At 45.9% G+C, this 14226-nt stretch carries 11 protein-coding genes; 6 read left to right on the top strand and 5 right to left on the bottom strand.

Annotated features, from left to right (window positions below):
• Positions 1 to 122: 122 nt before the first annotated feature.
• Entirely contained in the window at positions 123 to 2375 is a 2253-nt protein-coding gene (locus PSE7429_RS23400) for a D-alanyl-lipoteichoic acid biosynthesis protein DltD (RefSeq protein ID WP_009626301.1), read from the bottom strand.
• A 100-nt stretch (positions 2376 to 2475) separates the two neighbouring features.
• Between PSE7429_RS23400 and PSE7429_RS06480 the strand changes: the two genes are divergently transcribed.
• From PSE7429_RS06480 to PSE7429_RS06495, 5 genes are all read left to right on the top strand, one after another.
• Positions 2476 to 3723 carry an adenylate/guanylate cyclase domain-containing protein gene (locus tag PSE7429_RS06480; protein WP_009626302.1) on the top strand — a complete coding sequence of 416 codons (1248 nt, stop codon included), beginning with the start codon at positions 2476 to 2478 and terminating at the stop codon, positions 3721 to 3723.
• Positions 3724 to 4019: 296 nt separating this feature from the next.
• Positions 4020 to 4754: a phosphoadenylyl-sulfate reductase gene (locus tag PSE7429_RS06485; protein ID WP_009626303.1), complete on the top strand. Its 735-nt coding sequence runs from the start codon at positions 4020 to 4022 to the stop codon at positions 4752 to 4754.
• A gap of 127 nt (positions 4755 to 4881) precedes the next feature.
• Complete coding sequence (locus PSE7429_RS25925; RefSeq protein WP_144052486.1) at positions 4882 to 5064, top strand: hypothetical protein; 183 nt, start codon at positions 4882 to 4884, stop codon at positions 5062 to 5064.
• On the top strand, positions 5000 to 5866 hold the full coding sequence (locus tag PSE7429_RS06490) for an alpha/beta fold hydrolase (protein ID WP_009626304.1): 867 nt from the start codon (positions 5000 to 5002) through the stop codon (positions 5864 to 5866). The genes PSE7429_RS25925 and PSE7429_RS06490 overlap by 65 nt, the downstream gene beginning before the upstream one ends.
• A gap of 414 nt (positions 5867 to 6280) precedes the next feature.
• Positions 6281 to 7294: a hypothetical protein gene (locus PSE7429_RS06495; protein WP_009626305.1), complete on the top strand. Its 1014-nt coding sequence runs from the start codon at positions 6281 to 6283 to the stop codon at positions 7292 to 7294.
• On the opposite strand, the gene PSE7429_RS06500 is transcribed toward PSE7429_RS06495, so the two are convergent.
• Positions 7291 to 8274, bottom strand: a complete 984-nt coding sequence (locus tag PSE7429_RS06500) for a beta-ketoacyl-ACP synthase III (protein WP_009626306.1) — start codon at positions 8272 to 8274, stop codon at positions 7291 to 7293. The two genes, PSE7429_RS06495 and PSE7429_RS06500, sit on opposite strands and share 4 nt — an antisense overlap.
• Positions 8275 to 8358: 84 nt before the next feature.
• Positions 8359 to 9402 carry a phosphate acyltransferase PlsX gene (gene plsX, locus PSE7429_RS06505; protein WP_009626307.1) on the bottom strand — a complete coding sequence of 348 codons (1044 nt, stop codon included), beginning with the start codon at positions 9400 to 9402 and terminating at the stop codon, positions 8359 to 8361.
• 121 nt (positions 9403 to 9523) lie between these two features.
• On the opposite strand from plsX, the gene PSE7429_RS06510 reads away from it, so the two are divergent.
• Positions 9524 to 11269 carry a hypothetical protein gene (locus PSE7429_RS06510; protein ID WP_040687557.1) on the top strand — a complete coding sequence of 582 codons (1746 nt, stop codon included), beginning with the start codon at positions 9524 to 9526 and terminating at the stop codon, positions 11267 to 11269.
• 125 nt (positions 11270 to 11394) lie between these two features.
• On the opposite strand, the gene PSE7429_RS06515 is transcribed toward PSE7429_RS06510, so the two are convergent.
• Both PSE7429_RS06515 and PSE7429_RS23405 read right to left on the bottom strand, forming a co-directional pair.
• Entirely contained in the window at positions 11395 to 12309 is a 915-nt protein-coding gene (locus PSE7429_RS06515) for a prohibitin family protein (RefSeq protein WP_009626310.1), read from the bottom strand.
• A gap of 502 nt (positions 12310 to 12811) precedes the next feature.
• Complete coding sequence (locus tag PSE7429_RS23405) at positions 12812 to 14164, bottom strand: amino acid ABC transporter substrate-binding protein (protein ID WP_083888374.1); 1353 nt, start codon at positions 14162 to 14164, stop codon at positions 12812 to 12814.
• Positions 14165 to 14226: the final 62 nt, after the last annotated feature.

Raw genomic sequence — 14226 nt, forward strand, 5'->3', positions numbered from 1 at the left:
CGGCGCACGCGCAGCGTGCGCCGCAGATTTTAGATCTGGATTTTAGAGGTACTTAGCAATGTTGGCGTTAGTTAGGAAAAATCAAAACCCAAGAGATAAATGGTGACGTGAAACGTCACCATTTATCTCTTGGGTTTGTTATTAAAGATATTTTGCCAAGAAATTTTAGGGTTTTGGGCGAGCAGTTTAGCAATCGTGATCGCGCCCTTTTGATTTAAATGGCTGGGGTCGGAGAAAAGTTCGGCTTGATTTTGAATTTGGTGTGAAAGATCGAGATAGGTAAAACTTTCTCGCAGGGCAAGTTCTTGCATCCGCTCGTTGAAAGTTGCTTCATAGCGCGTGCGGATGTTATCCAGATAGGTAGCATGGAGGGGCATATTCACGACTATAAGCTCGATATCATTGCGGCGGCAAAAATCAACGACATTGGCAAAAGCCTCGAATTGTGAACCCGTGGTGTCAAAGTTACGATAGTCGAGGTCGTAGTCTCCAGGAACTTGGGGAAATTTTTGGAAATAGGTATTGGGGTCAAAGGTGACATCAAACGCCACAAAGCCTTTGGAGTCAAGCGCAGTAGCCGTGCTGGGTAAAGTAGAAGCGATTAGGGCTTCGCTGTTGCTGAGCATATGGGTATTGCGATCGAATTTCTTCACTAGAGAAGTCCGAATTTCTTGCCTCTTGGGTAGGGTCGTGAACAGCGCATCAAGGGACTGGGAGATGGGGTTTAACGATTTGGCGATCGCCACATTTTGATTGGAGAGTGGTTCGGAGTTAAGTCCGTTAGCTTTGAGGCTTTCTTGTAATTGTTTATAACCTGATGATGCAGTGATTTCGTCGTAGGTAATGTCACTGCGACTGCTATTAAAAGCCCGCAAACCATCTGCCCAAACGATCGCTCGCGGTAGTTGAGGACGCGCTAGGATTTGGGTGATTTGGAGGTTCACGACCTTGGCTGTTGCGCCATCAATACCAAGGTTAAAAACGCTGATGTCTTTAAAGCCTCTATTGATTAGGGCTTTTTCTAAAACGTTGGGTTCGATACCACGCAATGCTCTAGAGCTGCCGACAATTAAAATATCTGGCGATCGCCGTTTGTTAGTAGTTTGCCAGTCTAGCAACGCTAATTTTTCATTAAAAAGAGCAATATTAAAATTGAGGGCGGGTTTATTCGCAGTTTCTTTGGCAGGAGCGCTAGCCTTGCGATCGCCCTGTACATCGATCTTAGTATCGGCGATCGCAAATTTAATCGATGGATCGGGTGGTTCATAACGGCTGAGGGTACGATCAAGGGCAATCGTCAATCCCAAGCCAATCACGAAACTAGCAATACATGTCGGTAGAGATAACACCTGTGGAGTCATCTGTGGGGTCGTTTGTCCCAGCCACTTCAATCCAAAGACCATCCGTCCGACTCCCATGAGCCGCGCGTTTAGGCGATCGCCAAAGGACCAATTCCTTGATGACTCGTCACTAACAGCTTCTTGATCGGGGCTAGAGTCGTCGAGGGCGAGGCTGTCATCTTCCTCAATTATTTCGGGTTGCGGATTGTGGGTGCCGATCGCCAGCAGATCGATTTCAAAGGACCAACTAGGTTTTTTTGCGCCAATGACTCGACTGGAAACTGTTACCGCTTGAAAATATTCGGCGGCACGAACCGCTCGCAAAGCATTGAGTATAGGCAAAGCCATCTCAGCCTGCAAAATATTAATCTTCGTTTCGCAGAGCAAGTTCAAGCAGTTGTTTTGTAATAACAACTTTAATTTTGCTTGAGCGAGCTTCGGGGGCTGTTGATCATGGCGGAAGGTGGCGAGCAGGTTAGCAATAATTTCCGCTGCCACGATCGCGCCATCGGAGATCGGTAAATCTAGCCCCAAAGCCCAAGCATTGCCGTGAAGTTTAAGGCGACGAATCCCTTCCGCAAAAAGAACTGAACTTGCCAGATCTTGGGTGCTAGGGGCGATCGCCTCTAAGATCTGCGTGGCACAATTTACTTCGCGATCTTGGCTGTAAAGGTATAGGCAGTCACCTTTTTGCTTGGTATGGGAGAGTTCGATCCCCGCCAATTCTTCGGTTAGGATGCCATTGGGCTCATTTACTAGAGCAAGACTTTTTTCACTCAAGCGATTTTCACTCAAGCGATTTTCACTCAAGCGATCATTTGCCGATTGATCCTCAAGCGAACTTGGCGACTGCTCGGTATGGATAGCTACATTCGGGGCTGATTCGCTAATCGTATCTATGCTGGTTAGGGGCATTAGGGATTTAGCATCTAGGGATCTATCTAGTGATTTAGCATCTAGTGATTCAGCATCTAGTGATTCAGCATCTAGTGATTTAGCATCTAGTGGATTAGCATCTAAGGATGTTATGTCCATAGGTTATTGAAGGGATCGGCGGGATGAAAAATTTGCTACAAGGTTAGCATGGCGACTTCATAACCACACAAACTTACAAACAAATCACAGGCTAATTCCTATGAATGCTGAGTATATTCGGTGGCGATCGCAATTTATGCGCAAGCGACTTCAAATTGTGACGGTGATGTCGTCGATTTGTTTTTTTAGTTTTATGATTTGGCAGTTGGTGGTCAGCCGCAAAGGGCAACCTCCCCTCAATATGCATGTCAGCATCGCTCTAGATTTTGGGATCGAGGCGCTCCTGATAGGTGCTTTTTTGCTGTTGCGATCGCCCTTTGCTAAAGGTTTGATTTATCCCATCTTTTTATTGATTCCCATCACGATCAATTTAACAACTCAGGCTAATGTCTCCTTAACAGGCATTGAAACCCCTTTTTTCATTCCTTGGGTATTAGTTTTTGTGGCTCAGGTCACGATCGTTCCAGTATGTTGGCGACTCCATTTTGCTGTTCAGGCAATTACCATAGGCAGCTACTTTTTGCTCGTTACCTTTTTGTTTGGCGATAGTGTGAGTGACATCTTTACAAGGTCGCCATTATTAGTTGCAGGTAAGCTGGAGATGCCGATTTCACTGATCTTTCTATTTGTCGGTTGGATCTGTGTGATGGGGGATTTATCTGTTTATCTATACGAGCAGCTACAGGAACGGGAATTTATCGCCAGAAAGGAGCTAGAGGAGCAAAAAGAACGCTCGGAACGCCTTTTATTAAACATTTTGCCGCAATCTATTTCCGATCGCCTGAAGTTAGAATCCAATCTCATTGCCGATAATTTTCAGGATGTGAGCGTCCTGTTTGCCGATATCGTGGGCTTTACTGTATTTGCCGAAAAATTTCCACCCGAAGAAGTAGTTACCTTTCTCAATCAAATTTTTTCCCGTTTTGATGTTCTCGCGGAGAGGTATGGCTTAGAGAAAATTAAGACGATCGGTGATGCTTATATGGCCGTGGCAGGGATTCCCTTTGCCCATAAAGATCATGCCCAAGCAACCCTCGAAATGGCGATCGCCATGCAGTCAGAATTAGCGGATTTTAATCGCGAGTACCACCAAAATCTAAAAATTCGGATCGGGATTAGCTCAGGGCCTGTCGTCGCGGGGGTAATCGGGATTAAAAAATTTACCTACGATCTTTGGGGAGATACGGTGAATACGGCTAGTCGGATGGAATCCCATGGGATTGCAGGCTATATTCAGGTCTCCGAAACTACCTATCGATATCTGCGCGATCGCTATCATTTTGAAGTCCGCGATCGGGTAGAGATCAAGGGAAAAGGCGCAATGACTACCTACGTTTTAAGTAGCTAGGCGCAATTAAATATAAAACCCCAAAGAGATTTGCTGCGCTCCGCGCGGCAACTCTCTTTGGGGTTTTATGTCCTGATACAGTTGGCGACAGCTATAAACACCAAACCCAGTCAGGTTTTGAGATTCCCAAAATGGCGTTGCCATTTTGGGAATTGGTATAACAAGACTGGCGGTAGCTATAAAACACCATGAGTGATGGTGCTTCGCGCCATCACTCATCTTTGGTATATTTAGCAAACTTGGGCGTAGGGCATAATAACATTAGTATCTCTAAGTCATGATTCATCAAGTAAATAATGACCCTCCAAACCGATATCGACAACGCAGCCGCTCAGCTCAAGGGCAAAAGTCCTCAAGAAGTCCTCGCATGGGCTCTTGGTAACTATGAAAAAATCTCGCTTGCCTCTAGTTTTGGCGCAGAGGATGTCGCATTAATCGACATGATCGCCAAAATCAAACCCGATGCCCATGTATTTTCTCTTGATACGGGAAGATTAAATGGGGAAACCTACGAAGTAATCGCCAAGGTACAGCAAAAATATCCTCAACTCCAATTGCGAATCATGTTTCCACAGGCTGAAGCCGTGGAGCAAATGGTCAGCACCAAAGGCATTAATTTGTTTTATGACAGTGTTGAGAACCGCAAACAATGCTGCTATGTCCGTAAGGTCGAACCCCTCGGACTCGCCACACAAGGGCTTGATGCATGGATTACAGGTTTGCGCCGCGATCAAACCGCTAATCGTTTGACCATGGAAACCGTCGAGCTAGATGGCGATCGCCAAATTGCGAAGATCAATCCGCTAATCGACTGGTCAAACGAACAGGTTTGGGAATATATCCATCAGAACGATGTTCCCTACAATGCCCTCCACGACCAAAACTTCCCCAGCATCGGTTGCGCTCCCTGTACCAGAGCGATCCAAGCAGGCGAAGATCTGCGTGCTGGTCGTTGGTGGTGGGAAATGAGTAACCAAGAATGCGGACTCCATGTTACTAGCGATGGTCGCTTAGTTCGCGCTAAGGGCTAAATACTCACCCCGCAACGTTTTTCAGCGATGGAAGGAAGTGCAGCACTTCGCGATCCTAAAATCTTTCGTTTCCAGCAATGGAAGAAAGTGCACCACTTCGCGATCCTAAAATCTTTCGTTTCCAGCAGTGGAAAAAAGTGCAGCACTTCGTGCTGCACTTCGCGATCCTAAAGTAGTGGAAGAAAGTGCAGCACTTCGTGCTGCACTTCGCGATCCTAAAATTTTTTATGTAGAGAGTTACGGTAATGCAATATCGCGATTGGTATTTTCGAGGCTGGCGATCGCGCTATGGATTTCGCCGAGCATTTAATGCCGATCCCACTAAGCCACCGATCCTCTTAATTCATGGATTTGGGGCAGCGATCGATCACTGGCGCAGCAATATTCCCGCATTGTCAGAAAACCATACAGTATATGCCATCGACCTTTTAGGCTTTGGTGGCTCGGAGAAGCCCCCCATCAACTATTCGATCCATTTGTGGGTAGAGCAGGTTTTAGGGTTTTGGCAAAAATTTATTAAAGTCCCCATGACGATCGTGGGCAATTCCATCGGCGCTCTGGTGGCAGCGATCGCGGCTAGCCATCATCCTGAAATTGCTTCAGGGGTCGTGACCATTAGCTTGCCAGATATAGCCGCTTTTAACGATATGGTTCCCAAGTTCTTGCAACCGCTCGAACGAGCCGTGAAGGCAATCGTTTCAGCTATCCTTGTCAAACCCCTATTTCATTTGATCCGTCAGCCATGCATCATTCGCCTAGTTCTCAAAGGAATCGTCTATAGCAATCGCCATCGTGTTGACGATCGCTTAGTAGAAATTATTGCTAAGCCTGCCCGCGATCGCCAAGCAGCCGAGGCTTTTCTCCGCCTCAATCGCAGTCTGAATCAACCCAATTATTCGCCCAGTTTGACCCAAGCTCTCACCCAACTGCAAGCCCCCCTATTAATTTTGTGGGGAAGTAGCGATCGGCTCATTCCCTCATCAGAAGGTAAGCGGCTAGTCCAATACGCACCTAATGCCACCCTCATATACTTAGAAGGAATGGGGCATTGCGCCCATGATGACAATCCCGAACGTGTCAATGCGGAAATTTTAAATTGGTTAGCAGCGTAAACCGCTCCAACCCCAAAAGATTAGTTGCGGCGCTTCACGCCGCAACTAATCTTTTGGGGTTTATGTCCTCCACAAAACCTTCATGGCGATAAATATGGGCTACCATGCACTGGTAAGCGCCGAGACTCCCGTAAATAATTGGTAGCTGATTTAGTTCTAATAATTAAACAAGAAATTTAGGACTAATGGCGGGGTATTCTCTAGCCCAAAGATTATACCAATTCCCAAAAGTGTAGCCACACTTTTGGGAATTGGTATAAGGTTTTGTGATTCCCAAAATGGCAAAGCCATTTTGGGAATTAGTATTAGCTGGAGCTATCTAGAAATCGCAACTTTTGGTAAATTCATAAGTCCTCTAGATCGTCTGAGACTTGTCGAGTTAGGAATGCAAATAGTTTCATAGGTTTTATGCAGATGCACCAAATAGTTATATCTCAGGCATATCAAACTATTGAAAAATTATGGCAACGAGCGCTCAGCGCCCCATCGGATATTGCCCTATTTATTAGCAATCTTGCCATTATCGAGCAAAAAATTCTCTATCCGCGCTATCAGCAATTTATTCAATCCTATCAACCCTTACTAAATCGTCCGACAGATGAAGAACAAAAAATTGTTCGAGAACTAGAACAGTATGGGATATCTGTCTCAACATTAGAAGATTTGGCGATTCCTGATAGCGATCGCTTTTTTACTGCGGCTCAACATATCTCACAGGAACTCAAAGACAAAGCTCAGTTACCTCTTTACAGTGGCAAGCATACGTTAAATATCGATGCCGAGCAGATTATGCGTTATCCCGAACTGTTTTTATGGGGCGCAGATGCCAAAATTTTGAGAATCGTTGAGAACTACCTCAAGTTGCCCGTTGCCTATGATGGTCTGTCCTATTACTACAGTCTTCCAGATTGTCGGGAAGCGGGACCCCGCAAATGGCATCGCGATAAAGAAGATTGGCAAATGATCAAAGTTGGTGTCTATATCAATGATGTCAATGCTGATGGAGGTCCTTTTGAATGCGTTACCCCTGAAGCCAATCACATCCTCAGTGAGAGACTGAGCGGTAAATCTCTGCGTCGTTACAAGACCGCCCTACACCATGAAGTTATCGAAATGCTGCCTCCCCATCTCCAAGACAATTGGTATAAGAGCTGTGTGGGCAAGGCAGGTACGGTGATTTTTGTAGATACGGCGCGATATTACCATCGGGGTAAGCCCCCAACAAAATTCGAGCGCTCGGCAATCTTCTTTGGCTATTGCAGCCGCAAGCCCAAACATCCCTTTTTCTGCGGGCGATCGCCGCTTTCAATGGCACAATTGCAATATATGGCAAGCCTTTTGCCCGAAGATATTCGCGAATGTGTGACTTGGCGCAATCACTTAGAAGGGCTGAGCAAATGGATCCCCAAAAATCGCCTGAAGGTCTAGCCCCAACGGAAAACGGCTGAACCCCAGCTTAAGCCCGCGCCAAAACCCGCGATCGCAATTAAGTGGTTAGGCTGAATTTTACCCGACTGCACCCATTCATCAAGGGCGATCGGAATCGATGCGGCGGAAGTATTGCCATATTTGCCCATATTGCTGACCGCCTTAGCGGGATCGATGCCAAACCGATTGACTACGGCATCAATAATGCGTTGATTGGCTTGATGCAAAATCAGCCAATCGAGATCGTTCACTTCAAGCTGGGCATAATGTAGGGACTTTTCGATCACCTCAGGCACTTGGCGCACGGCAAACCGATAGACCTCTTGCCCGTTCATACTGATCGGTTCAAAGGTACTGCGTCCCAAATAATTAATATTGAGAAATTCATTACCCTTGCCATCGCTCCGCATCTCAAAGCCGAGAAGATTATTTTCAGGTTTATTTTGGCTGCTCGCTTGCAACAAAACTGCCCCCGCCCCATCGCCAAATAAAATACAAGTGCGGCGATCTTGCCAGTCCACCCACCGAGAGAGCACATCAGCCCCAATGAGTAAAACGTTTTTGTAAGTCCCTGTATGAATATATTGGGATGCAGTGACTAAACCGAAAACAAAGCCTGAACAGGCAGCGACCAGATCGAAGGCAACCGCACGCTCAGCACCTAAAAGCTTTTGGACTCGTCCTGCTGTACCGAATAAATCATCACTAGTCGAGGTTGACAAAATAATCAGGTCAATATCCTGTGGGGTCAGTCCTGCGGCGGCGATCGCCTTTTGACCAGCTTTCGAGGCAAGACTTGCGACCGAATCCTCCTCTCCATCGGCAATATGCCTTTCTCGGATGCCCGTGCGCGAGCTAATCCACTCGTCGTTAGTGTCCACCATCTGCGCGAGGTCGTGATTAGTAAGTACGCGATCGGGAACGGCAGAACCGCTACCAATAAAACGGACTCCAAGGAGAGAAGATGCAGTATTAGTCATGTGCTGTATTCGATCTGAATGGCTGGGTAAAGTTTTTTACGTTTTACCCTAAGGGTAAAACGTAAACGATATTAAGGATGGATATTAAGTCGGAGGATCGTCAGGCGTATCGTCAGCAGGGATAGATACCTTGGGCTTGATTTGACCGCGAATGCGATCTAGCACTCCATGATCAACGGCATCCTTAGCAACGCGGATGGCATTACGAATACTGATGGCGTTAGAACTGCCGTGACTAATCACGCAAATACCCGCGACACCGAGGAGTAATGCACCGCCATACTCATCAGCATCAATGCGCTCTTTTACCTTTTTGAGATTGGGCTTCAAGATTAAGGCTCCAAGCTTGCCACGCCAACCCTTGGGTAGTTCTTCCTTCAGGATCTGCATCACGGCATTACCGACACCCTCGGCAAACTTCAGGACGATATTGCCCGCAAAGCCGTCACAGACGATGACATCAAACTGCCCCTTAAGAATATCCCGTCCTTCCGCATTACCCGCAAAGGTAATTTGGGGGTTATCTTGCAAGGCTTGGTGAACACGAATGGCGAGTTCGTTACCCTTACAGGCTTCTTCACCAATATTAAGCAAGCCAACCTTAGGCTCTTGGATGCCGATCGCATATTTGCTGTAAAGCGATCCCATGATCGCAAACTGCTCTAAAAATTTGGGACGACAATCCACATTTGCGCCGACATCAAGCAGCAATACAGGTTTATGGGCTACCTGTGTGGGAAACAACGCACCGATCGCAGGTCGATCGACACCCGGTAATCGCCCCAAACGCAACAGCGCCGCAGCCATAGCCGCTCCAGAATGTCCCGCCGAAACCACGGCATCAGCCTGCTTGCGCTTGACTAAGTTCATGGCAACGGCGATCGAAGAATTGGGCTTGCGGCGCAGTCCCTCAAGGGGTTCATCATCCATTTCGATGATGCCCTCCGATGGCACGATCTCTAGGCGATCGCTCTCTTGATAGTTATGTTGCTTGAGGTAATTAGCGAGAATATCGCGATCGCCCACTAGCGCTATGTCTACATTTAACTGAGTCTGAGCTAATATGGCTCCTTCTATTACTTCGCGTGGGGCAAAGTCCCCACCCATCGCATCTACGGCAATTCTCACTATTTGCGATCCTGTCTGAGTTTTATGAATAAAACTGTAAAGAATTTTATTAAACCTTGCAAAAATTTTAACAGTTTGAGTAACTTAACCTATCGGCATTGCTCAAATTATTTGAAATCAAATGCGAGAAAACAAAAAAGGCAACGTTGCGATGCTAATTAATCGTCAGTTTAAGTTTTTAGCGATCTCGCTACTATCCGCAATTCTGATTTTGGTTGGTTGCCAGTCCAATCTTTCTAGCTCGTCTAATAAGGGGGGAATCGGGTCAGACGGCAGTAAAAATATACCATCGACATCGCTTCCAGCCGAATCGATCAAAGCCGATCTGGGATTTCGTCCAGCTGCCAATGGTTTCAGTTTCGAGAATTATGGCAAGGACAGTAACATTAAAAATCTCTCTCCATCTGAAATGCAGAGAATGTTTGGCAATAGTATTTGTGCCACTCAAGGAGAGTCTTGTATCCTCACCCCCCCAGCCCAGCAGTGGATGGAAGAAGTTAATAAATCCATGAACGGCGGACATTGTGAGGGAATGGCGGCACTTAGTCTAATTTTATATGCCGATAAGGATAAAGCAAGTGGATTTGGTAACATCCCAGATTTATCTTTACAGGGGAATGAAAAACTTCAGCATGAGATTGCCTATTGGTTTGCCACTCAATACGTGCCACCGACTGCCACCAGCGAGATCAGAGGCAAAGCTCCATCGGAAATCCTCGATACCCTTCTCACCTCGATGAAACCGAATGCTCGTATTGATGATACCTATACGATGGGGATCTATCAACCTGGCTTTAAAGGAGGACATGCGATTACGCCCTATGCCGTTGGCGATTTAGGTGATGGCAAATATGTGGTGATGGTCTATGACAACAACCATCCCCAAATAGAGCGCAGAATCGAGATCGATCGCAAAGCAAATACTTGGAAATATAACGCTGCTACCAATCCCGATGAGCCTGAAGCGCAGTATATAGGGGATGCGGAAACTAAAACACTCACCCTAACGCCCACTCCGCCCCGCTACGAGCGTCAAGTTTGTAATTTCTGTGGTTTAGACGAACAGGCATCTGCAAATAGCTCTGACAAAACGACCGCTAAAGGAAATACAAATGGGAATGCAAATGGGAATGCAGCACCGAAATTTAATCAGATTTTTCTGGAAGGTGATGCAGACCTATTAATTACCAATGGCGATCAGAAAATTGGTTATGAGAATGGAAAATTTGTGAATTCTTTTTCAGGAGCCACCTTCACTCCTATCAAAAGTAGCGAACTTTGGCAAGATGATGAGGAGCCGATCTACAATATCCCAACTGGCGTACCCTTTACGATGACCTTGCAAGGTAACAAAAAAAGCGATGGTAAGGAACTCACCGATGTAGCCATGATTGGACCAAGCTACGATCTCGGTTTGTCAGGCATTAAAGTACTGTCAGGTCAAAAAGATGTAATTCAATTTGATGCCAGTGGGCGCAGTCTCTCCTATCAACCTAGTAATTCCGAGGCTCCCAACATTTTCTTTGGCATCTCAACTAAAAATGATGACTATGAGTTTGAACTAGATGGAGTCGAGATCGATGCGGGTGGAACTATCAGTGCTAATCTCGATACCGCTAAAGGTCGCCTTGGCATCAAAATTGCCGAGACCAAACATAAAGCCGTCTTCAATTTGTTGATTGGTCGTATTGATGATAAGACTGAGCAGAAGTTTGAAGGAGAAGATCTAGATCTGGCTTCAGGCGATACTTTGTACTTGGATTATGCTAAGTGGACAGGAAATGGAGCCAAGCTAACGATCGAGCTTGATAAAGGCAGTGATGGTACGATTGACGATACCGCTACGCTCGAAGATAAAAAGAAGTAATACCCTTACCTATTTAGAAATTTCTATAATACCAATTCCCAAAATGGCAACACCATTTTGGGAATTGGGATAAAGTAAAAAACGAAAAGGAAGGAGATGTCTAGCTCCTTCCTTTTTTTCGGATTTTATTGTTGTGGGGAGCTTAGGGATTTACTCGTATCGCGATCTACTGGCAAGATCAATGGTGTGCCTTGACCATTACCAATAATGACGATTTTAGAATTGGGTGATGTCGATAACTTCTCCGTTGCTTCGATCTCGCGTAACTGTAAAACTGAGGGTGTCAGCCCCTCCGATAATATTTTCTGAGCATCAGCTCGCCCTTTAGCTTCGATCCGTTTGCGATCGGCTTCTTGGGTCTCTTTTTCAAGGACAAATTTCATTTGTAGATTTTCCTGCTCGGCTTTTAATCTTTGCTGGATTGCTGCCTGTAGGGTTTCAGGTACTTTCACATTACGTAAGAGGGCTTCATCGACGATAAAGCCGAGGGGCGCTAGTTGCGATCGCAATTTGTCGGCAAGCTTGAGGCTAATTTCTTCGCGCTTAGTAGCATATACGGCTTCGGCGGGATATCCAGAGACAATTTCGCGCGAAATTGAGCGGAATCTTGAAGTTAGAATTTCTCGTTCTTCGAGCCCAATATTTTGATAAATACGGCCTGCTTTGGTGGGATCGATATGGTACTGCAAACTGATATCGATCGCTAGGGATAATCCTTCTTTAGATGTGGCAGAAATTTCCTCTTTAACATCCCGTAGTCGAGTGGAGAACTGTACTACTTCGGCAAAGGGATTAATAGTATGGATACCTGCGGGGAGGGTGCGATCGCTAACCTTGCCCTGAAAGTCTTCTACCCCAACATTTCCTGCGGGGATGACGACGATGAGACGCGTTGCCGCATTGACTAAGGAAAATAAAGCAATTAAACCCGCAATCGCTCTGATGACTAACTGGGCGATGCGATGATCGACAAGGCGTTTACTGTTAAAAAACACTAATACGGAAACTAATGAAGCGATCGCTGAAATGATAAATGACATCGATATATTCCTAAACTGGCTTAGCTATTTAATGACGATTGTCACGGATAAGTAAGTGGGCTTAATTAAATATAAAACCCTGAAACCTGCGGCGCACGCGCAGCGCACGCCGCAGGTTTTAGATCTGGATTTTAATTATGCTGAGTTATACCAAATCACAAAATGGCGTAGCCATTTTGTGATTTTAAAACCCTTACTGGGTTTGTTTTTTAATTCCCAAAAGTGTAGCCACACTTTTGGGAATTGGTATTACTTATTACCCATGCGATCGCTGCTTTACTTTATAAGTTAATTCGCTAGGGTTAAGAATTAATTAAAGAAATTGCTATACCCATGCTTAGAACAAAGCAAAACCCAAAAGATAGGTGGCGGCACGAAGCGCCGCCACCTATCTTTTGGGTTTTATATCCTAAGCAAAGCTTGCATTGCTATAGTCCTAAATGAGGTAATGAAGTAACGCGCTCAGCGCGTTACTTCATTACCTCATTAACGCACAAGCGTTCTATCTAAAGGGCATCGAATAGAGCAAGCCACCCTGCTTCCATTGCCGATTTAAACCGCGCGGAATATCTAGGGGTGTAATATTACGGCTGTAAATATCATTATAATTTCCGACTTGTTTGAGGATTTGGGTCGTCCAGTCTGGGGCAAGCCCCAACTCAATGCCAAGAGAATCTGATGTACCAAGGAATCTGGAGACTTCGGAATTTTTCGTGTCTTTAAAAATATTGTAGTTATCCATATTTATGCCCAACTCTTCGGCATAGAAAGTGGCATAAATTACCCATGTCACCACATCACGCCAGCGATCGTCATTACCAACTAAGGCGGGGCTGAGCGGTTCTTTGGATAAACTCAAATCGAGAATTTTGTGATCGGCAGGACGGGGTAGTTTGCTCCGCCATGCGGCAAGTTGGGATTTTTCAGAAGAGATGGCATCACAGTCTCCTTTGGTATAGGCATTTAAAACGCCATCAAGATCGGGTAAAACCATAGCTTCGATCGCAATATTGGCTTCCTTAAAGGTTGATTCCAGATTTGCGGCGTTAATTCCCGTTTCTACGCAGATTTTTTTTTCAGTCAGTTCTTTGAGTGCGATCGATGATTCATCGCTAGCTTTAGAGATCTGTTTATCTGATTTACTATCCTTATCTGATTTACTATCCTTATCAGTGCGATCGGTACGACTCTCAGGGGCGGAACTGGGCGACGCGCTAGGACTAGCGGAACTGCTGGGAGAAATACTGGGAGAACTGCTGGGAGAACTACTGCTACTAGGACTAGGGCTAGCACTGGGCGAGCTGTTGGGCGAATTGGGTTTTGCCCCGATTCTGATCATCACTCCCTGTCCGTCAAAGAAGGTCGTAGGGGCAAAGGAGATGTTTGGAGTGACATCACGGGTTAAGGTGCGTGTAGTATTTCGCATAAGGATATCGATTTCACCATTTTGGATCGCGGTAAACCGATCCTTGGCAAGCAATGGTTTAAATTCGACGGCTCTGGCATCTCCCAAAACGGCTGCCGCGATCGCTCGGCAATAATCTACATCTAATCCGCTCCACAACCCTTTATCATCGACATAGCTAAATCCTGACAGCTTTCCATTTACGCCACATAACAGTTTGCCGCGAGCCTTTACCCTTTCTAAAACCCCCTCTTTATCCTTATTAGTTGCCGCTGCCGTGGCAGTAGCCGTTGGGGTGACCGTGGGGGCTATTTTGGGTTGTTCTTGACATCCTGATAGCAGGACGAAGGTTAAGCTTGCCACCAAGCTCCATTGTCTGAAAGTTACTTTGGTCGCTGGGAGGGCTTTTCCTTTTAAAAGGACAGCAGTTTTGGTTAAATGCTTGGGCATTAAGCTCATGGGTTTAATGATTGCTAGCGCGATCTCGCGATCTATGGTCTATATGGTCTATT

The sequence above is a fragment of the Pseudanabaena biceps PCC 7429 genome, from assembly GCF_000332215.1.
Classification (GTDB): domain Bacteria; phylum Cyanobacteriota; class Cyanobacteriia; order Pseudanabaenales; family Pseudanabaenaceae; genus Pseudanabaena; species Pseudanabaena biceps.

What these genes read in the sequence shown, in the direction of transcription:
- PSE7429_RS06500 (WP_009626306.1), bottom strand. Translation starts at nt 8,274, where the DNA reads ATGACTAATACTGCATCTTCTCTCCTTGGAGTCCGTTTTATTGGTAGC.
- PSE7429_RS06495 (WP_009626305.1), top strand. Translation starts at nt 6,281, where the DNA reads ATGCACCAAATAGTTATATCTCAGGCATATCAAACTATTGAAAAATTA.
- PSE7429_RS06515 (WP_009626310.1), bottom strand. Translation starts at nt 12,309, where the DNA reads ATGTCATTTATCATTTCAGCGATCGCTTCATTAGTTTCCGTATTAGTG.
- PSE7429_RS06480 (WP_009626302.1), top strand. Translation starts at nt 2,476, where the DNA reads ATGAATGCTGAGTATATTCGGTGGCGATCGCAATTTATGCGCAAGCGA.
- PSE7429_RS23400 (WP_009626301.1), bottom strand. Translation starts at nt 2,375, where the DNA reads ATGGACATAACATCCTTAGATGCTAATCCACTAGATGCTAAATCACTA.
- PSE7429_RS23405 (WP_083888374.1), bottom strand. Translation starts at nt 14,164, where the DNA reads ATGCCCAAGCATTTAACCAAAACTGCTGTCCTTTTAAAAGGAAAAGCC.
- PSE7429_RS06485 (WP_009626303.1), top strand. Translation starts at nt 4,020, where the DNA reads ATGACCCTCCAAACCGATATCGACAACGCAGCCGCTCAGCTCAAGGGC.
- PSE7429_RS06510 (WP_040687557.1), top strand. Translation starts at nt 9,524, where the DNA reads ATGCGAGAAAACAAAAAAGGCAACGTTGCGATGCTAATTAATCGTCAG.
- PSE7429_RS06490 (WP_009626304.1), top strand. Translation starts at nt 5,000, where the DNA reads ATGCAATATCGCGATTGGTATTTTCGAGGCTGGCGATCGCGCTATGGA.